This window comes from Luteimonas sp. MJ250, from assembly GCF_039548455.1.
In the GTDB taxonomy this organism is placed as follows: Bacteria; Pseudomonadota; Gammaproteobacteria; order Xanthomonadales; family Xanthomonadaceae; genus Luteimonas.
In genome coordinates this window covers 15596-38460 of record NZ_JBCLVB010000012.1, presented here as the reverse complement: position 1 = coordinate 38460, position 22865 = coordinate 15596, and the positions used below count along the sequence as shown (strand labels likewise).

Below are 22865 nucleotides of genomic sequence, written 5' to 3'. Positions count from 1 at the left end.
GGGCCTCGCTGTCAAGCCTTGTCCGCACGGAGGCTGGGACCTAACCTGCTTGGCTGCAACTCCGGCCCCGTGATGTCCCGACGCTTCGTCCACCTGACGCTCCACAGCGAATACTCGCTCGCCGACTCGACGATCCGCATCCCGGAACTCGTCAAGCGCTGCGTGGCCCTGGGCCAGCCGTCGGTGGCGGTGACCGACCGCAACAACCTGTTTTCGCTGGTGAAGTTCTTCCGCGCGGCCGAGGGCGCCGGCATCAAGCCGATCGCCGGTGCCGACATCAGCATCGCCGAAGGCAACGAGGCGCCGGCCACGCTCACCTTGCTCTGCCGCGACCACGAGGGCTACCTGTCGCTGTCGCGACTGCTGACGCGCGCATGGATGGAAGGCCAGCGCCATGACGGCGTGGTGGTCCGCCCGGAGTGGCTGCGCGAGGTGCACGGCGGCCTGTTCGCCCTGGCCGGGCGCCAGTCGCCCGCCGGTCGCCTGGTCGCCGCCGGCAGACCGGACCAGGCCGAGGCCTGGGTGAAGGACTGGCGCGGCGTGTTCGACGACGGCCTGCACCTGGCTCTGGCGCGCTGCGGCTTTGCCGACGAGACGGCATACAACGACTTCGCGCTGCATGCCTCCTCGCTGTGTTCGGTGCCGGTAGTCGCCGGCAACGAGGTGCGCTTCATCGACCGCGAAGGCTTCGACGCCCACGAAGCGCGGGTCTGCATCTCGTCCGGCCGCGTGCTGGACGATCCGCGCCGGCCGCGCGACTACACCGCCGAGCAGTATCTGAAGTCCGGCGAGGAAATGGCAGCGTTGTTTGCCGACGTGCCCGACGCGCTGGACAACACCGTGGCGCTCGCGCAGCGCTGCAACCTCGAGCTGCGCCTGGGGACCTACCACCTGCCGGCGTTCCCGGTGCCCAGCGAGCACACGCTCGATTCCTGGATCCGCAGCGAGGCGCGCGACGGCCTGGAGCGCAGGCTCGAGCAGGCACCGCTGGCCGAAGGCCACGACCGCGCCAGCTACCAGGCGCGGTTGGAGACCGAGCTCGACGTCATCATCCGGATGGGCTTCCCGGGCTACTTCCTGATCGTCTCGGACTTCATCCGCTGGGCCAAGGAACAGGGCATTCCGGTCGGCCCCGGCCGTGGTTCAGGCGCCGGCTCGCTGGTGGCCTGGGCGCTGGAGATCACCGACCTCGACCCCCTGCCCTACGACCTGCTGTTCGAACGCTTCCTCAACCCCGAACGCGTGTCGATGCCCGACTTCGACATCGACTTCTGCATGGACAGGCGCGACGAGGTGATCGACTATGTCGCCGCCAAGTACGGCCGCGACCGCGTCAGCCAGATCATCACCTACGGCACCATGGCCGCGAAGGCCGTGGTGCGCGATGCCGGGCGTGCGCTGGGCTATCCCTTCGGGCTGGTCGACAGCATCGCCAAGCTGGTGCCGATGACCCTGGGCGTGTCGCTGCAGGACGCGCTGGGCCTCACCGAAAAGGGACGCAAGGACGATGCCTGGCGCTCCGACGAGCTGATCGCGCGCTACAGGGACGAGGACGACGTCCGCGACCTGATCGATCTTGCGCTGCAGCTCGAGAACCTGACCCGCAACGCCGGCAAGCACGCCGGCGGCGTGGTGATCGCGCCCTCGCCGCTGTCCGACTTCTGCCCGCTGTTCGCCGAACACGACGGCGACGGCGGCGGCCGCAACCCGGTGACCCAGTTCGACAAGGACGACGTCGAGGCGGTGGGCCTGGTGAAGTTCGACTTCCTCGGCCTGCGCACGCTGACGATCATCGACTGGGCGGTGAAGGCGATCAACAAGCGCCTGGCCGGACAGGCCGCGGCGGACGGAAACACAACGGCGCTGGTCGACATCACCAAGCTGCCACTCGACGACGCAAAGACGTACGAACTCTTCGCCCGCGGCGACACCGTGGCGGTGTTCCAGTTCGAATCACGCGGCATGCGCGAGCTGCTCAAGCGCGCGAAGCCGGACCGCTTCGACGACCTGATCGCCCTGGTGTCGCTGTACCGCCCGGGGCCGATGGACCTGATCCCGGACTTCATCGAGCGCAAGCACGGCCGCGCCGAAGTCCAGTATCCGCACGCGCTGCTTGAGCCGGTGCTGGCGCCGACCTACGGCGTGGTGGTGTACCAGGAACAGGTGATGCAGACCGCGCAGATCCTGGGCGGCTACTCGCTGGGCGGCGCCGACCTCCTGCGCCGGGCGATGGGCAAGAAAAAGGTCGAGGAGATGGCGCGCGAACGCGCCAAGTTCGAGGACGGCGCGCGGGAAACCCACGGCATCGAGCCCAGGGTGTCCGGCCCGATCTTCGACCTGCTGGAAAAGTTCGCCGGCTACGGCTTCAACAAGTCGCACGCCGCCGCTTATGCGCTGGTGTCGTACCAGACCGCATGGCTGAAGACCCACTACCCGGCCGAGTTCATGGCCGCGGTGCTGTCGAGCGACATGGACAGCACCGAGAAGGTCGTCGGCTTCCTCGCCGAGGCGCGCGCGCTCGGACTCGAGGTGCTGCTGCCGGACGTGAACCATTCGGGCTATATGTTCGAAGCCATGGACGCGCGCACCCTGCGCTACGGCCTGGGCGCGGTGAAGGGCGTGGGCCAGGGCGCCTGCGAGGCGATCGCCGCGGAGCGCGAGCGCGATGGGCCCTACGCCAACCTGATGGACTTCTGCCGCCGGATCGAATCCGCGCGCCTGAACCGGCGCACGCTCGAGGCGCTGGTCAACGCCGGCGCGCTGGATGCGCTGGGCCTCAACCGCGCTTCACTGATGCTGCAGCTGCCCGAAGTGCTCAAGGCCACCGACCAGCTGGCGCGCGAGCGCGAAGCCGGGCAGACCTCGCTGTTCGGCGGCTTCGCCGAGCCCGCGGCCGCGGCGGCGCAGATCACCCTGCCCGAGGTCGCCGAATGGCCGCTGGCGCAGAAGCTCGCGGGCGAGCGCGACACCCTCGGCCACTACCTGAGCGGCCACCCGCTGGATCCATGGCGCAGCGAACTCAAGACCCTGGTCGGCGCCGACCTCGGCCAACTCGACCAGCTCTGGGAGTCGGGCAGCAGCGCGCGCAAGGGCGGCAACGGCAATGGTGAAGGCGGTCGCGGCGGCTGGCGGCAGGAGGTCACGGCGATAGTGGCAGGCCAGGTCATGGGCATCCGCAAGCGCGGCGAAAGCCAGGCCTTCGTCCAGCTGGAGGACGGCCGTGGCCGCATCGAGTGCGCCTTCTTCTCCGAAGCCTGGGTGGAGTACGCATCGCTGCTCGGCGGCAACCGCATCGTGATCGTCGAAGGCGGCCTGCGCGAGGACGAGTTCAGCGGTGGCTTCTCGCTGCGCGCGCGCCGGGCCTGGGATTTCCACGAGGTCTGCAGGCAGTGCGCACAGCGCCTGTCATTGCGCCTGGACCTGAAGTCCACCGGCGTCCTCGACCGCATCGACACGCTGCTGGCCGCCCACCGCCCGGGTACCACGCCGCTGCGCCTGGACCTGCTGCTGGCAACCGGTGCCGCCGGCAGCCTGGACATCGACGGCACCGGCTCGGTGCGCGTCGAGCCGGACCTCCTGGGCCAGCTGCGCGCCGAATCCGGCGTGCGCGCCGTGCACGTCGCCATGGGTACGCGCCCCTGGGCCAGCTGAGCACCTGCAAGCATCAAAGCCGTTATAACGGCGACTCGAGGAAAATCGCCGCTATAGCGGCTCCCCCCAAAAGCATGCGTCCCGGCCCCGCCGGAGCGACTCCGCTAGACTGGCCCCTTTCACGATCGCAGCCGCCGATGAATCCCAACTACCTAGATTTCGAACAGCCCATCGCGGACCTGGAAGCCAGGATCCAGGACCTGCGCCAGGCCAGCTCCGGCCCCGGTGTCAACATCGATGCCGAGCTCCGGACTCTTCAGAACAAGCTGCGCCTGCGCACCGCGCAGATCTTCCGCGACCTCAGCCCCTGGCAGGTCTCGCAGCTTGCGCGCCACCCGGCGCGGCCCTACACCAACGACTACATCCGCTATGTCTGCGACGAGTTCCAGGAGCTGGCCGGCGACCGCGCCTACTCCGACGACGCCGCCATCGTCGGCGGCATCGGCCGCATCAACGGCCGCAGCGTGATGATCATCGGCCACCAGAAGGGCCGCGACACCAAGGCCAAGGTGCGCCGCAACTTCGGCATGCCGCGTCCCGAGGGCTACCGCAAGGCGCTGCGCCTGATGAAGATGGCCGAGCGCTTCAGGCTGCCGCTGCTGACCTTCATCGACACCCCCGGCGCCTATCCCGGCATCGGCGCCGAGGAGCGCGGGCAGTCGGAGGCCATCGCCCGCAACCTGATGGAAATGGCGGAGCTGCGCACGCCGATCGTGTGCACCGTGATCGGCGAAGGCGGCTCCGGCGGCGCGCTGGCGATCGGCGTCGGCGACCGCACGCTGATGCTGGAATACAGCACCTATTCGGTGATCTCGCCCGAAGGCTGCGCGTCGATCCTGTGGAAGGACCCGGCCAAGGCCAGGGACGCCGCCGAGCAGCTGGGCCTCACCGCCAAGCGCCTGCTGGGCCTGGGCCTGGTCGACAAGATGGTGCGCGAGCCGATCGGTGGCGCGCACCGCAAGCCCCGGCAGATGGCGCTGCGCCTGAAGGCGGTGCTGGTCAACGAAATCGACGCGCTGGAAAGCCTGCCGGTCGACGCCCTGCTGGAAAAGCGCTACCGGCGCCTGCGCGGCTACGGCGCCTACGAAGCCGCCTGAGCACCCGGCCAGCCGCGCCCGATCGCATAGACTTCGCCTGCCGGCAATCCGCCGGCAAGGGGAGACAATGGATGATCATCAAGCGTATCGACGTGCTGTCCGCGGCAAAGATCTCGGGCATCATCGCAGCCGCCTTCGGCCTGCTGGCGGGCGTCATCATGTTCCTGTTCAGCAGCCTGTTCGGCAGCATGATGGGTGACAGCGGCGGCATGTTCGCCGCGGTCGGCGGATTCATGGGGATCATCATCCTGCCGATCATGTACGGCATCGTCGGCTTCATCGCCGGCGCCATCCAGGCGATCATCTACAACCTCGCGGCCGGCTTCATCGGCGGCATCCGCATCGAAACCGAGTGACACGGCGCGGCGCGCGGCGGCCCGTCCGCCGCGTGCCGCGGCGCTGCCGATGAACCCCGACCTGCCCGATGCCATCCGCCTGGAACGCCTGCTGCCGGAGCAGCTGCTCAGGGTTCCGGACGACGACGCCGGCACCGCGATCACCGTCGCCCTGAGCGGCGGACTCGACTCCAGCGTGCTGCTGCACCGGCTTGCGGCGCTGCCCACCATCCGCGCGCGCGGCCTGCGCGCACTGCATGTGCATCACGGCCTGCATCCCGACGCCGATGCCTGGGCCGCCCACTGCAGCGCGACCTGCGCCGCACTGGGCGTGCCGCTTGCGGTGCAAAGGGTCGCGGTGGGGCGCGACAGCGGCCTGGGCCTCGAAGGCGCGGCGCGCGCGGCGCGACACGCGGCCTTCGCCCGGGCCCTGGGCAAGGACGAGGTGCTCGCGCTCGCCCACCACCAGGACGACCAGGCCGAAACCTTCCTGCTGCGCGCCCTGCGCGCCTCCGGCCCCGATGGACTGGCGGCAATGCGTCCCTGGCGCCGCTTCGCCGCGGGCTGGATGTGGCGCCCCCTGCTGCTGCTGCCACGCACCCGCCTGGAAGCCTGGGCGCGTGCCCGCAACCTGGCCTGGATCGAAGATCCGGCCAATGCCGACCCGATGCACGACCGTACGTTCCTGCGCCGGACCGTGCTGCCCCTCCTGCGACAGCGCTGGCCAGGCGCCGATACGGCGCTGGCGCGCAGTGCCGCGCTGTGCGCCGAAGCGGCGGACCTGCTCGCCGTGCATGACGCGGCCGCGCTGGACGGCCTGATGGCCAGGGCGAGCGACGGCGACGGGGGCGATGCCTTGCCGGCCGATCGCGACCGCACGGGCGACCGCACTCGCGGCCGCCGGACCTTGCCGATCGGCCCGCTGGAAGCCTTGCCGCCCGCGCAGCGCGCACGCCTGCTCCGCGCCTGGGCCGCCGGGCTTGGCCTGCCACCGCTGCCGGCATCCGCCATCCCCGGAATCGAGGCCCTGCTCTCGGCCCGCGGCGACGGCGCCGCCGCGTACCGCTGGAGCAACGCATGCGTCCGCGCATGGCGCGGACGGCTCCACGCCATGCCGCTGCAGGCGCTGGCCCCGCTCGAGCCCGGCTGGGCGCGGCCCTGGGACGGCCGCGCGCCCCTGCCGCTGCCCGGCGGCGGCAGCCTCGCGCTTGAAGGTGCCGACGCCTTCGGACAGCCCCTGCACGCCCATGCCCGCCGCGGCAGCGAACGCATCCACCTGCCCGGCCGGACGCATTCGCACGCGCTCAAGCAGGTGCTGCAGGATGCCGGCATCGCACCGTGGCAGCGCGCGCGCATGCCGCTGCTGTCCGACGCCGCCGGCCGGCTGCTGGCGGCGGGCGACCGCATCCTCGACGCGTCCCTGTACGCCTGGCTGCAGGCGCGCGGCGCCAGGCTGCGCTGGCGGGACTTGGCGTAAACTGGCACCCATGCCAAGCACGCCCGATTCCACCAACGCCACGTCCCCCGTCGCCGACTTCGAAGCCTCGCTCGACTCGCTTGAACAGCTGGTCGAAAAGATGGAGCGCGGCGAAATGAGCCTGGAAGACTCGCTCGCCGCCTACGAACGCGGCGTCGGCCTGTACCGTCGCTGCCAGCAGGCGCTGGAAGCGGCCGAGCTGCGCGTGCGCCTGCTCACCGATCCGCAGCAGCCTGACTCGGCGACGGCATTCCCGGACAGCGGCAACGATGCCTGACGCCCACGCCGCGGACGCCACCGCGGCACGGCTGGAGGACTGGCGGCAGCGCATCGACGGCGTGCTTGAAGCCGCCCTCGCCGACCATCCCGCGGCCGAACAGCGCCTCGGCGCCGCCATGCGCCACGCCCTGCTGCTCGGCGGCAAGCGCATGCGCCCGCTGCTGGTCTACGCCGCCGGCACAGCATTGGGCGCAGCGGAGTCCGCGCTTGATGCGCCCGCGGCGGCCATCGAACTGGTCCACGCGTACTCCCTTGTCCACGACGACCTGCCGGCGATGGACGACGACGCCCTGCGCCGCGGCCAGCCCACCGTGCACGTCGCGTATGGCGAAGCCACCGCGATCCTCGCCGGCGACGCCCTGCAGTCGCTGGCCTTCGCCGTGCTTGCCCGCGCCCATCCCGATGTCGGCGACGCCGCACGCGTGGCAATGGTGCGCGAGCTTGCGCAGGCCTCGGGCGCCGGCGGCATGTGCGGTGGCCAGGCGCTGGACCTGGCAGCGACCGGCACCGGTTCCGCGTCCAGCCTCGAGGCCCTTGAACGCCTGCATGCGCTCAAGACCGGCGCCCTGATCCGTGCCGCGCTGCGCATGGGCGCGATCGCCGCCGACGCCGGCGACGACGGGCGCCAGCGCCTGGACGCCTTTGCCGGCGCCCTCGGCCTGGCCTTCCAGATCCGCGACGACCTGCTCGACGTCGAGGGCGAAAGCGCCGTGCTCGGCAAGACCGCCGGCAAGGACGCGGCGCAGGACAAGGCGACCTTCCCCGCACTGGTCGGCGCCACGGCATCACGCGCGCGGCTCGCGGAGCTGGCGGCGGCCATGGACGCCGCGCTCGCTCCGATCGGCCCCCGCGCGGCCCCACTGGCCGCGCTGGCCACGCTGGCGATCCACCGCTCGCACTGATCACTGGCGGGTTTGTCCCGCGTTTGTCGTATACCCCCTGAACCGGTGCAAGAGGCGCAGCGACAGGGGTGAGAGGGACATTCGGATACAGGGTGCGCGCGGCCATCGACCGCATGATGGCGAGCGCCGGCATCGGCTTCATGGATGCGTGGGCGGTACTCGAACGGGCCTACCGGCGGCCCCTGGCGTGGATCTCGCAGCGGCTGCGCTTTGCCTTCTATCCCCTGCTGGCGGTGCTGATGCTGGGCTGGCTGGGCTGGGACATGCAGCACGCGCGCTCCCTCGATGCCGCGGAAGACGCCGTGTTCGACCGGATCATCGGCTGGCGGCCAATCGAACCGGTGCCCGGCGGGCGCACCGTGGTGGTCGAAATCGACGACTGCTCGATCGACTATTACCGGGCCCGTGGCGAAGGTGGCTGGCCCTGGAGCCGCGAGCGCCATGCCGACCTGCTGGAAGCGCTGGACCGCGCGGGCGTGCGCGCGGTCGGGATCGACGTGCTGTTTGCCGACCGCGCCCCCGCCGACCCCGCGGGCGACGCCCTGCTTGAAGCCATGGCCGCGGCCGGCGACGGCAGGTTCGTCTTCGCCGCCAGCCGCATGCACCGGGACTTCGACCCGCTGGCGACGCTTCACGCCGCCGAAGCACCAGGCGCGGTGCGTCGCGTTGCCGATGCCGCCACGCCCGGACCGGCGGTCGCACTGGTCCAGCCCTACGGTGCGGCCATGGCCCGGCATTCCGGGCTGGTCAACATCGAGCGCGGCCGGGACGGCGTGCTGCGCGATGTCCGCCTGTACGAGCCCGCCGGCGATTGGGCGATCCCCGCCATGACGCTACGCCTGGCACAGGCCGCGGGGGCCGAAACCACCGCCGCCGTGGCTGCACGCGGCGGCGCACTGCGCATCAACTGGCGCGAGCGGTCGCGCCTGCCCTATGCCAGCGCCGCCGACCTGCTCGAAGGCGTACCGGTCTGTGGCAGCGGACTGCCGCCGCTGCGCGATGCGGTCGCCGTTATCGGGCACACCGCCGCCGGGATCAACGACAGCAAGCCGACGCCGGTGGACATGGCGATGCCCGGGGTCGAGATCCTTGCCGAGGCCACCGAGGCCCTGCTCACCGGCAGCTGGATCCGGATGCCGCCGGGCTGGCTGAAGTACGCCCTGGCGGCGATCCTGGTCCTGCTGTCCTGCTTCGTCTTCTGGCGCGGCGAACCGCACCAGGACGTCGACCCGGTGTTCGTCGCCCTCAACCTGGTGCTGCTTGCCGTGGCCTTCGTCGGCCTGACGCTGTTCGGCTGGTTCATCGACATTTTCGCCAGCCTCGCGTTCGGCGCCCTGTGCTTCGGACTGTGCCGGGGCTACGCGGCGGTGCAGCGCGGGCGCGCCATCGGCAACTCCGACTATCTGCGTGAATACGACCCCGCCACCCGCCCCTGGCTGCTGCTTGCGCGCCTGCGCTTCGAGCCCGATCCCTCGCTGTCGCCGCAGCGCGCCAAGCGCGCCCGCCGGGAATACCGGCGCACGCTGCGCAGGCTGGTCCATTCCAGCGACCGCATCGTGCTGATCGAGGGCGTGATCGAGCGCAAGCACTGGATGCACGCATTGCTCGACGACCTGGTCCTGCTGACCTGGGCCGCCGAAAGCGAAGCCGCCGCGCGCGCGATGGCGCAGGCCGATCTCGATGCGCTCCACGCCCTGCTCAACGCCGGCGGCGAACGCCTGGACGGCATCGGGCGCGTCATGGCCTGCGTCGCCACCACGGCGATCGAGGACCGCACGGTCGAGGGCATCCAGGGCGCGCGCCACCGGCGGCTGCGCCTGCGCGCGCTGCTGGGCCAGGACCTGGACCGCCTCCCGCACTGGCCGTTGGCGAAGCACAACAACTGGATCCATAAAAACCCGTTGCCCGAGGAGGGAACTCCATGCGAAACACGATCCGATCCCTGAGTTTGGGCCTGCTGGCGTTCGCGTCGGCTGCCTGCCTGGCGATACCCGCGCACGCCGCTGATCTTCCCGCCGTGGTGCACAAGCGCTCGGTGGAGGTACGCGCGGCACCCGACTTCGAATCCCCCGCGATCACCACCCTGGGCCGCGACGCGCCGGTCGCGATCAGCGCGCAGAAGGGCCTCTGGTACCAGCTGGCGCTTGACGGCGGGCGCAGCGGCTATGTCCGCATCAACGAGGTGCGAGTGGTCCCGGCCGGCCAGGAGTCGGATGACGACGGACGGCGTGCGCTGTTCCAGGGCACGGCGGGCAAGGGGCGCGTGACTGAAACCGCGACCGTGCGCGGCATCGATGCCAGCGTCCTGGCCGCTGGCCGCCACGATGCCGCCGGCCTGGCGCGGCTGGAGGCCCATCGCGTCGACGCCGGCACCGCCGCGGCGCACGCACGCGCGCAGGGCTGGCAGGCGCGCAGCGTGCCGCTGGCGGGCGAAGCGCAGGAACTCGACGTCTCCGGAACCCAGGCCACGCAGGCCGACAAGCGCAGCAGCCTCAGGGCCGCGCGTGGCCTGCTGTCGAAACTCGGTGGCGGCATGATCAGCGAGTCCGCGGGCAGCCGCATCGCGGACCGGGCCATCGGCAAGTCCAACCGGGAAATCGCCGAAGAGGAGCGGGCCTTCGGACCCGCCGTCAGCGCCCGCATGCTCGGCGCGGCACCGCTGTGGAACGACGATGCCGCCCAGCGCCGCGTCAACCTGATCGGACGCTGGGTGGCCTCGCAGACATCGCGCCCGGACCTGCCCTGGACCTTCGGCATCATCGACGACGGCGAGATCAACGCCTACGCTGCGCCCGGCGGATACATCCTGCTGACCCGCGGCCTGTACGGGCTGCTTGCCGACGATGCCGAGGTGGCCGCCGTGATCGCCCATGAGCTCGGGCACGTGGTCCAGCGCGATCACTTCGAAGTGATCCGCAGGCAGCAGGTGCGCGAGGCCGGGAAGGACGTCGCGCTGTCGCAGGTCAGCGCGCCCGGCGCCGCGGCCCATGTGAAGGACTACATCGACCGGCACGGTGCCGCGGTGCTGCTGACCGATCTCGACCGTGAGGCCGAGTACCGTGCCGACGCGGCGGCCGGGGTCTACCTGCAGCGCGCCGGCTTCGATCCGCTGGCGTTCTATTCGGTGCTGCAGAAGATGGCTTCCTTCGGCAGCCGGCCGGCGCGCCTGGCCCAGCTTTACCGGACGCACCCGCCACTCGACGAGCGCATGGATCGCCTGGACCGGGGTGGCGGACGCGACGGCCGGCGCTGAGCCGGGCCGGCGCCCGCTGCATGCGGCACCTTGCGCGGTGCGCCTGCCGGCACAGCGCCGCCAGGGCTCAGAACAGGCGCAGCGTCAGGGGGTAGCGATAAGCCTGCCCGTTCCATGCGCGGACGATCGCGATCACGCTGCAGACCAGCCACATGATCGCGATCGCGCAGTAAGCGAGCAGGAGCAGCAGTCCCGCGGGCAGGGTCACGATCGCACCCAGGCCCAGGGTCAGCACGGTGGCGCCGACCAGCACGATGCCGATCGCCGTGGCGACGCATGCATAGATGAACATGCTGAGGTTGAAGTTCAGCGCCTCGCGGGCGTGGGTGGCGACGAACTGCGACTGGTCACGCTTGAACAGATAGACCGCGCCGGCACCAAGCATGCCGGCCGCGCCTGCGATCCAGCCCGTGCACAGCGCCAGGACCAGCGCGGCCAGATGCGCCAACGCGGCCCACTGGCGCTCCGACGGCGTGCTGGTGACGAGGGGAAGTGGATTGCGCATTGCTTCGGCTCCGGCCGGAAACGGTCCGGCCCAGGGCAATGATGGGGTCGTGGCGCGTGCAGGCAACCCAACTGATGGGCCAGTCCCGGCTGCGATGACGCCGTGGCCTCAGTCGCTGCCGGCCACCGTCATCGCGCCGACCAGGATCGAGCCGGTGCGGATGTGCGAGCGCGGATCAACGTCGGTGCCCACGGCTTCGATCGCCTTGAACATGTCGCGCAGGTTGCCGGCCACGGTGATGCCGTCGACCGGGCGCACGATGGAGCCTCCTTCCACCAGGAAGCCCGACGCCCCGCGCGAATAGTCACCGGTGATGGTGTTCACGCCCTGCCCCATCAGGCTGGTGACCACCAGGCCGCGGTCCATGCCACGCACCAGTTCGTCGAAGCCGCCGGCGTTGGCCGCGAGCTCGAGATTATGCACGCCGCCGGCGTTGGCCGTGGTGTCCAGGCCAAGACGGCGCGCGGAGTAGCTGCCGAGGACGTAGCGCTGCAGTACGCCGCCGTCGACCAGGGCCGATTCACGCGTGGCCACGCCTTCCGCATCGAAGGAGGCAGAGCGCAGGCCGCGCGCCAGGAAGGGGCGCTCGTGGATCGAGAACCACTCCGGGAACAGCTGCGTGCCCGCCGCATCGACCAGGAAGCTGGCACCGCGGTACAGCGCACCGCCGGACACCGCGCCGAGCAGATGGCCGACCAGGGAACGTGCGACCTCGGCCGAGAACAGCACCGGGTGGCGGCCGGTGGCGAGCGGTGCCGGGTCCAGGCGTGCGAGCGTGCGCTGCGCCGCGGCGCGTCCAATCGCGGCCGCGGGCTCCAGGTCGCCCGCGGCCAGGGCATAGCTGTACCAGCCGTCGCGCTGCATGTCTTCGCCGCGGCCGGCGATCAGCGCGCAGGACACGCTGTGGTGGCTGCCGCGCTCGGCACCGATAAAGCCGTGCGAGTTCGCGTACACGCTGAGCGAGGTGCCGCTGCCGACGCCGGCGCCGTCGGAATTGGTGATCCGGACATCGGCGTCGCGGCCGGCCTGCTCGGCCGCCAGCGCAAGCGACACCGCGCCCTGCGCATCGATGTCCCACGGATGCCAAGTGTCGAAGTCGCGCAGGTCGCGCGCCATCAGCGCGGCGTCGGCCAGGCCGGCGGCGGCATCGTCCTCGGTATGACGCGCGATGGCACAGGCCTGTTCGACCGTCGCCGCAAGGCTCTCCTCGCGCAGGTCGGCGGTGCTGGCGCTGCCCTTGCGCTGGCCGAAGTAGACGGTGACCGCGACGCCGCGGTCGCGGGTGGATTCCACCGATTCCACTTCGCCCATGCGCACGTTGACGTTGAGGCCCCGGTCCTCGCTTGAAGCGACCTCGGCCTGGGTGGCTCCGGCATCGCGGCAGCGGTCCAGCAACTGCCCGGCGATGGCCTCCAGGCGCGCCAGGCGCTCGCGGCTGTCGTCGTTGATGGGGCTGGCGTCGGGGCTGGCGTCGGTGATCGCGGTGGTCAATGCCTTATCCTTGGAGTTCTTGAAATGGTTCAACGGGCGACTGGAACGACATGCGCGGCAAGGACGAAGAGAGCGGCGAATTCCTCGGCCCCAGCCGCAGCGCGCAGCGCCGCGAGGCGCTGGACGTGCTGGAACTGGCCAAACAGCTGGTGGAACTCGACCCGGGCAAGCTGGCGAAGCTGCCGCTGGACGAGCACCTGCTCCCGCATATCGACCGGGCGCGGCGCATCAGCTCGCACATCGCGCGCAAGCGCGAGGTCGCGTTCCTGGCCAAGCAGCTGCGCCGCGAAGACGATGAGGCGCTGGACGCCCTGCACGACGCGCTCGACGTCGGCGGCGAGGCCGCACGCCTGGACACCGCGCGCCTGCACCGCGCCGAGGAATGGCGCGAACGCCTGCTTGGCGACGAAGGCGACGCCGCACTGGCGGCGCTCATCGACGAATTCCCCGGCGCCGACCGCCAGCGCCTGCGGCAGCTGGTGCGCAACGCGCTGGCCGAGCGCAAGGCGAACAAGCCGCCGCGCGCCTTCCGCGAGCTGTACCGCGAAATCCGCGCCCTGCTCGACAGCCAGCCCGAAGCCGCTGGAGCGGACGACGCCACCGCCACCGACTGACCCTCGGGCATCAGGCCCTGGTGCCGCCGACGGTGATGCCGTCGATCAGCAGCGAGGGCTGGCCGACGCCGACCGGAACGCTCTGGCCGTCCTTGCCGCAGATGCCGACGCCGTCATCGAGCGCCATGTCATGCCCGACCATGCGCACCTTCTGCATGGTCTCCGGCCCGTTGCCGATCAGCGTCGCCCCCTTCACCGGCGCGGTCACCTTGCCATCCTCGATCAGATAGGCCTCGGTGGCCGAGAACACGTATTTGCCGCTGGTGATATCGACCTGTCCACCGCCGAAATTGACCGCGTACAGGCCCTTCTTCACAGAGCGGATCATGTCGGCCGGGTCGTCCTGCCCCGCCAGCATGTAGGTATTGGTCATGCGCGGCATCACCAGGTGCGCGAACGATTCGCGGCGACCGTTGCCGGTCGGCGCCACGCCCATCAGCCGCGCGTTGAGCGTGTCCTGCATATAGCCCACGAGCACGCCGTCCTCGATCAGGGTGGTGCACTGCGTGGCCGTGCCCTCGTCGTCGACGTTGAGCGAGCCGCGGCGCTTGTCGAGCGTGCCGTCATCGACGATGGTCACGCCTGGCGCCGCCACGCGCTGGCCCATGCGCCCGGCGTAGGTGCTGGTGCCCTTGCGGTTGAAGTCGCCCTCCAGGCCATGGCCGACCGCTTCGTGCAGCAGCACGCCGGGCCAGCCGCTGCCGAGCACCACCGGCATCACGCCGGCCGGGGCGTCGATGGCCTCCAGGTTCACCAGCGCCTGGCGCAGCGCTTCGCGCGCGAACTTTTCAGGCTGGCCGTCGCCCAGCAGCTCGGCGTACGAGTAGCGCCCGCCATAGCCGGCATAGCCGCTCTCGCGGCGGCCACCCTGCTCCACGATCACCTGCACGTTGAGCCGCACAAGCGGCCGCACGTCGCCGGCCATCACGCCGTCCGAGCGCGCCACGAAAATGGTGTCGACGCCGCCCGACAGGCTCACCATCACCTGTTTCACCCGCGGGTCGGCGGCGCGCAGCAGGCGATCCACGCGGCGCAGGGCCTCGACCTTGGCGTCATTGGCCATGCCATCGACCGGATCCTCGGGCGCGTACAACGCACGCACGCCGGCCGGCACCAGCGCCTGCACGCGCCGTTCGGCGCCGCTGTGGGCAATCGCCCGCGCCGAACCGGCCGCCGACAGCAGCGACTCGGCGTTGATGTCGTCGGCATAGGCGAAGCCGGTCTTCTCGCCGCTGATCGCGCGCACGCCCACGCCCTGCTCGATCGAATGCGCACCGTCCTTGACGATGCCGTCCTCGACCGTCCAGCTCTCGCGCCGCGCGTGCTGGAAGTAGATGTCGCCGAAGTCGATGCCCGGGCCCAGCAGGGTCCCGAAGGCGCGGTCCAGGCCGCCGCCGTCGAGGCCCGCAGGCAGCAGCAGGCGTGATTCGGCGATCGCAAGGGCTTGGGTCATGGTCGGGTCCGGCTCGGGGTCACGGGAAGTCATCACATAGACGTGCGGGCGCAGGCCCGCCGATCAAGGCCGCGGGTCATCGGGCGCAGGCTCCGACACCGGCGCCGCATCCGGGTCGGGCTCCGGCGCACCCTCGACCGGGGCCGGCATCTCGCGGCCTTCGACCACGACCTTCGGATCCTTCCATGGCCCGGTGACGTGGTATCGGCGTGCGCCCATGCGGCCCAGCGGCTTCTCCAGCACCACGTTGGCCACGGCACCCACCGCCGCGCCGACCGGGCCGGCGGTGAGCGCACCCACCGCGGTGAGCAGGCTCCCGGTGCGCGGGAAGACATCGATCAGCTGGTCGTAGGTCTGCGCACGCAGGTCGGCGCTGCCGCCGATGCGGATCTCGGCGGCAGGTCCATCGATCACCAGCTCGTCGCCGCGCGCCATGCCGCCGGCGAACTCGACGCCGCCGCCGATGCGGTTGAAGGCGAAGCCGCGCGAAAAGAAGTCGCGGAAATCAAGCATCAGCCGCCGCGGCAGCTCGGCAACGCTGAGCAGGCCCAGGACCCGGCCCGCACCGGGCTCGACCTCGACCAGGCGTCCATCCTTGATCGTGAGCGCAAGCCGGCCTTCGAGCCCGCCGAGCCTGAAGCCGGCGGGCGAGCCCGGCCAGGAGCCCTCGAAGTGCGCCGTTCCGGTGCCACCGTCCATGCGTCCGGCCATGCCGAAGCCGTCCAGCAGGGCACCGAAGTCGCCGCTGTCCACGGCCACCTGCATCCGTGTGCGCGCGTGCGCGCCGCGCCCGACCCAGGCGCCTTCGATATCGATCGATTGTTCCGGTGCACGCAGCTGCAGCGACTCGACCTGCAGGCCGGCGGCGGTCGGGCGCGTGCGCAGGTCCACCCGTCCCAGCGATGCCTTGGCGACCCGCAGCTCATCGATCACGAGAGACAGCGGCGGAATCGCAGCGGGGTCGATGTCGGCATCGGCAGCGGCATCGCGGCCATCGGGACCGCCTGGAGCCGTCGCCTCCGGAGCCTGGGCAGTGACGCCGGCACGGACGCCGCCGGCGCCGGCGGCGTCCACATCGGCACCGCGGGCGCTGCGCCAGTACAGGCGCTGCAGGTGGCCCGACAGCGTCGCGCCCTTGTCCTGAGGAATGCGCAAGCTGCCCGCCAGGGCCTCGCCATCAAACCCGATCGTGGTGGCCCCGCCCTCCTGCCGCGCCACCACGCGGGTTTGCGGGAAGCCCGCGCCCAGCAGCTGCAGGCTCCCGACGACCAGGTCGATCCCGCGCAGCGCAAGACCATCGGCGCCGTCCTGTCCGCCGCCGCTGAACATCCCCGCCCATTCCATCGCATCGAGCACCGGTGTGCGGCCTTCGATCCGTATGCCCGAATCCGGCGGCGCCGCGTCGACGCGATCGCGGCCGAGCACCGCAAGTATTCCCGTGCGTCCGGCCCGGCTGCGTGCGCGCAGCGCGACTCGGTCGCCCAGCACCACGTCGATATCGTCCTCGCCCATCGGCAAGGTCAGGTCGATGCGCGCGGCCAGCGGTTCTGCGGCCGGCTTGCCCAGCGGCTGCGGCAGCGTCAGCCGGGTTCCCACCAGGTCCGAACGCAGCTGCAGCCGGCCGCCAGCGCCATCGCTGCCGGCGTCCGCGGGCAGCCCGAGGGCCAGCGTCCACGATGAGCGCCCGTCCATGCGCGCGCCCAGCCACGCCAGCTCCGGCGCGCGCGCGGCGAGCTCCGACGATGCCAGGCTGGCTTCAAGCTCGGCCTCGAAGGCCATGTCGCGGTTGCGAACGTGGGGCCGGCCCGCGCGCAGGGACAGGCGGCCCGGCTGGCCCTCGCGACGCACCCTGAGCCTGTCGGCAGCGAAACCCGACTGGTCGTAGCGGGCCTCGCCGCGGACATCGTCAAAGGCCAGCTGCCATCGCGTTTCGCCAAGCTTCGCGCCTGCCAGTGCCACCCGGCCAGACACCTGCAACCCGCCATCGCCGCCGCCATCGCTGCTACCCAGCGGAAGCTCCATGGCGTAGGTGGCCCGCAGCGGCCCCGAGGCGTCCAGCGCATCCAGCAGCTCTTCTCGCCCGTCGCGGAGCGGGCTGGCACGGAGCAGGGCCAGGACGGGGGCCGCGTCGGACGCGAATTCCGTCGACAGCCGCAGCGGCGCGTGCCCGAAGTCGGCGATGTCGGCGCGCAGCGATTCCATGGCCACGCCTCCAAGCTCCGCGCTGCCTTCGAACGTGAAACCATTGGCGACGAAGTCCAGGCGCCCGGCGAGCGCCTGCGCAGCGGGCCAGTCGGGATCGAAGCGGACCACGGCATCCTCGAGCCTGCCCGAGGCGTGGAACAGGCCGCGCCCGGCCACCCCGTCCGCGGCGTCGAACGGCCAGTCATCGAGGTCGCCCGACACCACTGCGCGACCATCGAGCACCTGGCCGTCGACCAGGGCGGAGTCCAGCCAGTCAACCGCCGCCCCGGGCATGATGTGGCGGATCCAGAAGCGCTTGGCCATCGGCACGCGTGCAGCGTCGACCTCGGCGGCCAGGTCGATGCGCGGCCGGGTTCCATCGCCTTCGAACGCCAGGCCGCCGCGAACGTCGGCGCCATAGCCCTGGCCATCGATCCGCAGCGCGGGCGCGTGCACCTGCCAGCCGGCGCCAGCGACCCAGGCCGCCACTTCGCCGCGCAGCCGGATCGCATGCGGCGGCGGACCAAAACCCATCGGCCAGTCGACGTGTACCGTCGCCTGCGGGTCGGGAGTGAAGACCAGCCCGGCGGCATCGCCGCGAAGGCTGCCTGCCAGGCCGGACACGCCGGGTGCGCCGCCGCGCGGCAGGAACCCGAAGTCTTCGATGCGCGCGCTTGCGCGCAGGGCACCGCCGGCCTCACCGGCCACGTCCACGGCATGCAGGATGCCTGCCGGCCGCGCCTCGCGAAGCCAGTCGACCAGCGGGGACGGCACCGACGGCAGCAGTGGTGCCAACGACAGCAATGCCCCGGCATCGAGGCGCTCGGCGACCAGCGCACGGCGCGCACCGCCGGCCAGCAACAGCCCGTCGAGGGTGTGCTCGTCGCCGCCCTCGCCCAGGCGCAAGCGCGGCGCATCGAGGCGCCAGCCGCCGTCCAGCGCGGTCCAGCGCGCGTCGATGTCGAGCGGTCCGATGTCCACCTCGCGCGCCCGGCCACCGGTGCCGGCATCGCCGCCACCCTCCAGGCGCACGCCCTCGAGCGCGGCGCGCAGCGTCAACGATTCCACCCGATAGCCGCGCAGGCGCGCCCAGGTCTGGATCCGGCCGGAGCCCGACAGCGGACCAATGCCACCGATGCGCAGTGCCGACCACGCCGCGAGGTCCGCGCGGCGCAGCGCCATCCAGGCGCGCGCATCGCCGCTGTCGCGATCCAGCTCGGCGGTGATGTCCAGCGGCGACACCCCCGGGCGCATCCAGGCCCGCGCCGCGGCGCGCACGCGGTTGCCGTCCACGCGCAGGCGCAGGTCGACCTCGCCCAGGCGCGATGCAATCCCCAGGCCCGGCGCCGACACCTCGAGCACGCCGTCCACCACCTGCAGTTCGCCCAGACCTTCCAGCACGGCAAACGGATCGCCGTCGGACTGTTCCTCGCCGGGCAGTCCACGCACCTGCCAGCGGCCGTCGTCGCTGCGCTCCAGCCGGAGCTCCAGCCCGCGCAGGCGCAGCTCGGTGAACGAACGCCCGGGCAGCAGGCCGGCGTACTGCGCCACCAGCACCTCGGCCTCGCCGACCGGGATCGCGTCGGGACCTTCGCCGATGCGGAGTCCATCGAGGCGCAGCAGCGGGCCGCGCCGCGTCCACGCCGTCTCCAGGCCATCGAACGACACCGGCCGCCCGGCACGCTTGCCAAGCCACTCGGCGATCCGGTCCGGATGGCGCTCGGCCAGCGGCAGCAGCTGGCTGGTGAGGCCGGCACCCAGCGCCATCAGCACCAGGCCGACGGCGAACACATACCAGGCGCCGCGCCGCGCGCGACGCAGGCCGCGGCGGAGCCGGCCGGGCATCAGCGGCCTGCGCGCCGTGCGCGGGGCTCAGAGCAGCACGACATCGAACTGCTCCTGCATGTACTGCTCGTCGGCCTGGAAGCGGATGCTCTTGCCAAGGAACTCCTCGAGTTCCGCCACCGCGGCCGACTCCTCTTCGGTGATCCGCGCCACCACCTTGGGCGAAGCGATCACCAGCAGGCGCTCGGCGTCGAACTGGCGCACCGCGCGCACGATCTCGCGGAACACTTCGTAGGTCACTGTCTCCGCGGTCTTGAGCATCCCGCGGCCGCCGCATTCGTGGCAGGTTTCGCTGAGCTGGCGCTGCAGGCTCTCGACCGTGCGCTTGCGCGTCATCTCCACCAGGCCCAGCGGCGAGAAGTCGTAGACCGTGGTCCTGGCATGGTCCGGCGCCAGCGACTTCTCCAGCGTGCGCAGCACCTGGCGGCGATGCTCGGGATCGGTCATGTCGATGAAGTCGATGATGATGATGCCGCCGAGGTTGCGCAGCCTGAGCTGGCGCGCCACCGCCTGCGCGGCCTCCAGATTGGTGCGATAGACCGTTTCCTCCAGGTTGCGCTGGCCCAGGAACGAACCGGTATTGACGTCGACCGTGGTCATCGCCTCGGTCTGGTCGATCACCAGGTAGCCGCCGGACTTCAGCGGCACTTCCTTTTCCAGCGCGCGGCCGATCTCGTCTTCGACGCCGTAGAGGTCGAACACCGGGCGCGCGCCGCTGTAGTGCTCGATCTTCTCGGCCAGCCCCGGCATGTACTGCGCGGCGAAGGCCTTGAGCCGGTCGCAGGTCTCGCGCGAATCCACCTTCACCTTTTCCACGTCCCGGCGCATCAGGTCGCGCACCGCGCGCATCGGCAGGGTCAGGTCCTCGTACACGCAGGCGCCCACGCGGGCCCCGGCCACGCCGCCCTCGACCAGCGCCCAGGCGCGCGCCAGGTAGGCGATGTCCTCGGCCAGCGCCTCGGCCGGCTGGCCTTCCGCGTTCGTGCGCACGATGTAGCCGTGGCCGTTGGCGAGCGCGCGCTCACCCACCAGTGACTTCAGGCGCGCGCGTTCGGCTTCATCCTCGATCCGCGCCGAGACGCCGATCACCCTCGACTGCGGCAGCAGCACCAGGTAGCGCGACGGGATGCTGATCTGGGTGGTCAGGCGCGCGCCCTTGCCGCCGATCGGATCCTTCACCACCTGCACCACGACCTCCTGGCCGCAGCGGAGCAGTTCGCTGATCGGCGGCGTGGCCTGCGGCGCCGGCTGCGCGGGACCGGGGCCGGGCTCTTCCACGGCGAGGCCCTCGGCGCGGCCGGGCCGCAGCACGTCGTTGGCATGCAGGAAGGCCGCGCGCTCGAGGCCGACGTCGACGAACGCCGCCTGCATGCCCGGCATCACCCGCTGCACGCGGCCCTTGTAGATGTTGCCGACGACCCCGCGGCTCCAACCACGCTCGATGTGCAGCTCCTGGAGCATGCCGTTCTCGACCACCGCGACGCGGGTCTCGCGCGGGGTCACGTTGACCAGGATCTCCTCGCTCATGCGCCGCCCCCGCGCGGGGTGCGCGCATGGATGTCGAATTCGCGCAGCAGCGCGGCGGTCTCGTGCAGGGGCAGGCCCATCACCCCGGAATAGCTGCCTGCCAGGCGGCTGACGAAGCGTTCGGCACCGCCCTGGATGGCATAGGCGCCGGCGCGACCCATGGACTCGCCGCTGGCGACGTAGTCGGCGATGTCATCGTCCGACAGCGGCGCGAAGGCGACCTCGCTGGCCACCATCACTCGCGCCTCGCGCCCGGCGGACACCACCGACACCGCGGTCAGCACCCGGTGCGTGCGGCCCGACAGGCGGCGCAGCATGGCCTCGGCCGCGGCTTTATCGGCGGGCTTGCCGAACACCTCGTCCTCGAGCACCACCTCGGTATCCGAACCCAGCACCACCGCGCCAGGCACCGCGACCACGCGCAGCAGCCCGGCGCCGGCCTTGTCGCGGGCGACGCGGGCGACATAGCCTTCCGCCGATTCGCCGGGCGCACGCTGCTCCGGCACGTCGACGTCGAGCACGCCGAAGTCGAGTCCCAGGCGCGCCAGCAGTTCGCGCCGGCGCGGTGATTTGGAGGCAAGGTGGAGCATGTCGGAAGGATACCGTGCCGGGGCCGCGGCCCGCCGATGCTCCGCGGCCGCAACCCCGTTCCGGCTCACGACCCGTTCACTCCCCCGTCCCGACCCTGTTTCCACCGCTTCCGGAGATCCACATGAGCCCGACCATCCTGCGTACGGCAGCCGCCGCCACCCTCGCCATCAGCCTGGTCCTTGGAAGCCTCGCCATGACCGCATCCGCGCAAACCACGTACCCGGGCGCCGGCAGCGACGGCACCCTGCTTTCGGTTTCGGCCCGGGGCGAATCCAGCCGCGCGCCCGACATCGCCACGGCCTCGGCCGGCGTGGTCACCCAGGCCGCCGACGCCAGTACCGCGATGCGCGAGAACGCCGCGCAGATGTCGCGGGTGATGGCCGCGATCCGCGCCGCGGGCGTGGCCGAGAAGGACATCCAGACCTCCGGCATCAACATCCACCCGAGCTACCGGCACGTCGAAAACGAAGAGCCGCGGATCTCCGGCTACAACGCCAGCAACACGGTGAACCTGACCGTGCGTGACATCGCGAAGCTGGGCGAAGTGCTTGACGCCCTGGTGGCCAGCGGCGCCAACAACGTCAACGGCCCCAGCTTCGGCATCGACCGGCCCGAGGTGGTCTACGACGAGGCGCGGCGCAAGGCGCTCGAGCAGGCCCGCGCCCGTGCCGACATGTACGCCAAGGCGCTTGACCTGCGCGTGCGCCGCATCGTCAGCATCAGCGAAGGCGGCAGCATCCCGCAGCCGCGGCCGATGTACGCCATGCGCGCGATGGCGGCCATGGATGCGGAGTCGACCCCGGTGGCGCCGGGCGAGAACACCCTGGAGGCCAATCTGGAGATCGTGTTCGAACTGGGGCGCTGACAACCCCGCGGCCGCCGGCCGCGCGTTGGCCCCCGTGCAGCCGGCAGCATGCCGGTACAACGAGGAGGTGGTCCATGGTCCTGCAGCCCGAAGTCCGCAGTCCGTCGTCCGTCCCGCATGCGCGCCTTGAGCCGCACGCCGCCAGCCGGCCCGATCCGGTGCGCATCGCCGGGGTGTCCGGCGCGCTGCTGTTCAACGGCGCGCTGTTGCTGTTGATGCTGGTTCCGCTGTCCCGGCCCACGTCCGAACCCGCGGCACCGCGCGGCCTGGAGGCCGAGTGGTTCGAGGCCAGGCCGGTGCCGCCGCCCCCACCGCCCGAGATCGTGCCGGTGGAGCGTCCGGTCACTCCGCCGGCGCCGACCGCTCCCGCGCAGCGCGTGGTCGCGCGCGACCCGGCCCCGGTCGCGCCGCCGCTGGTCGAGGGCGGCATCATCGCCGCCGATCCGGCCCCGCCGCTCGAGTACGGCAGTGCCGACATCGCACCGCCGGCGTCCGGCCCCCTGACCGGCATGCGCCTGGCCTATGCCGAGGCCAGCGCACCGCCCTACCCGCGCGAGGCGCTGCGCGCGGGGCTGCAGGGAACGGTGATGCTGCAGGTCCTGGTCGACGTCGATGGCCGGCCGCTGCAGGTCCAGGTGCAGGAGGGCAGCGGCCACCGCCAGCTGGACGAGGCCGCGCGCCGCCACGTGCTGCGGCATTGGCGCTTCCAGCCGGCGATGCGCGACGGCCGCGCGGTCCAGGCGATCGGGCTGGTCCCGATCGACTTCAGGCTCGACCGCGGCTGAGCAGCGACCCG

The 22865-nt window shown here is 71.5% G+C and carries 17 protein-coding genes; 11 read left to right on the top strand and 6 right to left on the bottom strand.

The window, feature by feature from the left end; genetic code table 11:
- Window positions 1–69 precede the first annotated feature (69 nt).
- The 8 genes from dnaE to WCE37_RS09825 all read left to right on the top strand — a co-directional run bounded on the left by dnaE (window position 70) and on the right by WCE37_RS09825 (window position 10994).
- Window positions 70–3651, top strand: coding sequence for a DNA polymerase III subunit alpha (dnaE, locus tag WCE37_RS09860; RefSeq protein WP_343279217.1), 3582 nt, complete (start codon window positions 70–72; stop codon window positions 3649–3651).
- A gap of 137 nt (window positions 3652–3788) precedes the next feature.
- The gene (locus WCE37_RS09855) at window positions 3789–4748 is read left to right on the top strand and encodes an acetyl-CoA carboxylase carboxyltransferase subunit alpha (RefSeq protein ID WP_343279216.1); all 960 of its coding nucleotides are present in this window, start codon (window positions 3789–3791) and stop codon (window positions 4746–4748) included.
- 71 nt (window positions 4749–4819) lie between these two features.
- Entirely contained in the window at window positions 4820–5104 is a 285-nt protein-coding gene (locus WCE37_RS09850) for a hypothetical protein (RefSeq protein ID WP_343279215.1), read from the top strand.
- A gap of 49 nt (window positions 5105–5153) precedes the next feature.
- Window positions 5154–6560, top strand: coding sequence for a tRNA lysidine(34) synthetase TilS (gene tilS, locus WCE37_RS09845; protein ID WP_343279214.1), 1407 nt, complete (start codon window positions 5154–5156; stop codon window positions 6558–6560).
- Between the two features lie 10 nt (window positions 6561–6570).
- Window positions 6571–6837, top strand: a complete 267-nt coding sequence (locus WCE37_RS09840) for an exodeoxyribonuclease VII small subunit (protein WP_343279213.1) — start codon at window positions 6571–6573, stop codon at window positions 6835–6837.
- Entirely contained in the window at window positions 6830–7741 is a 912-nt protein-coding gene (locus tag WCE37_RS09835; protein WP_343255280.1) for a farnesyl diphosphate synthase, read from the top strand. The genes WCE37_RS09840 and WCE37_RS09835 overlap by 8 nt, the downstream gene beginning before the upstream one ends.
- 92 nt (window positions 7742–7833) lie before the next feature.
- On the top strand, window positions 7834–9687 hold the full coding sequence (locus WCE37_RS09830; RefSeq protein ID WP_343279212.1) for a CHASE2 domain-containing protein: 1854 nt from the start codon (window positions 7834–7836) through the stop codon (window positions 9685–9687).
- Entirely contained in the window at window positions 9663–10994 is a 1332-nt protein-coding gene (locus WCE37_RS09825; protein WP_343255282.1) for a M48 family metalloprotease, read from the top strand. Before WCE37_RS09830 ends, WCE37_RS09825 begins: the two co-directional genes overlap by 25 nt.
- Before the next feature lie 67 nt (window positions 10995–11061).
- Here WCE37_RS09825 and WCE37_RS09820 read toward each other — a convergent pair whose 3' ends face one another.
- On the bottom strand, window positions 11062–11499 hold the full coding sequence (locus WCE37_RS09820) for a DUF4870 domain-containing protein (protein ID WP_343255283.1): 438 nt from the start codon (window positions 11497–11499) through the stop codon (window positions 11062–11064).
- Window positions 11500–11607: 108 nt separating this feature from the next.
- Window positions 11608–12978, bottom strand: coding sequence for a metalloprotease PmbA (pmbA, locus tag WCE37_RS09815; RefSeq protein WP_343279426.1), 1371 nt, complete (start codon window positions 12976–12978; stop codon window positions 11608–11610).
- Between the two features lie 62 nt (window positions 12979–13040).
- Between pmbA and yjgA the strand changes: the two genes are divergently transcribed.
- The gene (yjgA, locus tag WCE37_RS09810; RefSeq protein ID WP_343279211.1) at window positions 13041–13604 is read left to right on the top strand and encodes a ribosome biogenesis factor YjgA; all 564 of its coding nucleotides are present in this window, start codon (window positions 13041–13043) and stop codon (window positions 13602–13604) included.
- Window positions 13605–13614: 10 nt separating this feature from the next.
- Here the strand turns inward: yjgA and tldD are convergent, their stop codons facing one another.
- From tldD to WCE37_RS09790, 4 genes are all read right to left on the bottom strand, one after another.
- Window positions 13615–15057 carry a metalloprotease TldD gene (gene tldD / locus WCE37_RS09805; RefSeq protein ID WP_343279210.1) on the bottom strand — a complete coding sequence of 481 codons (1443 nt, stop codon included), beginning with the start codon at window positions 15055–15057 and terminating at the stop codon, window positions 13615–13617.
- Between the two features lie 63 nt (window positions 15058–15120).
- Window positions 15121–19086 carry a YhdP family protein gene (locus WCE37_RS09800; protein WP_343279209.1) on the bottom strand — a complete coding sequence of 1322 codons (3966 nt, stop codon included), beginning with the start codon at window positions 19084–19086 and terminating at the stop codon, window positions 15121–15123.
- A gap of 27 nt (window positions 19087–19113) precedes the next feature.
- Window positions 19114–20613 (bottom strand): ribonuclease G, encoded by a 1500-nt coding sequence (gene rng, locus WCE37_RS09795; RefSeq protein ID WP_343279208.1) that lies wholly within the window; start codon window positions 20611–20613, stop codon window positions 19114–19116.
- Window positions 20610–21203 (bottom strand): Maf family protein, encoded by a 594-nt coding sequence (locus WCE37_RS09790; RefSeq protein WP_343279207.1) that lies wholly within the window; start codon window positions 21201–21203, stop codon window positions 20610–20612. The genes rng and WCE37_RS09790 overlap by 4 nt, the downstream gene beginning before the upstream one ends.
- A 122-nt stretch (window positions 21204–21325) precedes the next feature.
- On the opposite strand from WCE37_RS09790, the gene WCE37_RS09785 reads away from it, so the two are divergent.
- Both WCE37_RS09785 and WCE37_RS09780 read left to right on the top strand, forming a co-directional pair.
- A complete protein-coding gene (locus WCE37_RS09785) occupies window positions 21326–22069 on the top strand; it encodes an SIMPL domain-containing protein (RefSeq protein ID WP_343279206.1) in 744 nt (247 codons plus the stop codon).
- A 74-nt stretch (window positions 22070–22143) separates the two neighbouring features.
- Window positions 22144–22854 (top strand): energy transducer TonB, encoded by a 711-nt coding sequence (locus WCE37_RS09780; protein WP_343279205.1) that lies wholly within the window; start codon window positions 22144–22146, stop codon window positions 22852–22854.
- Window positions 22855–22865: the final 11 nt, after the last annotated feature.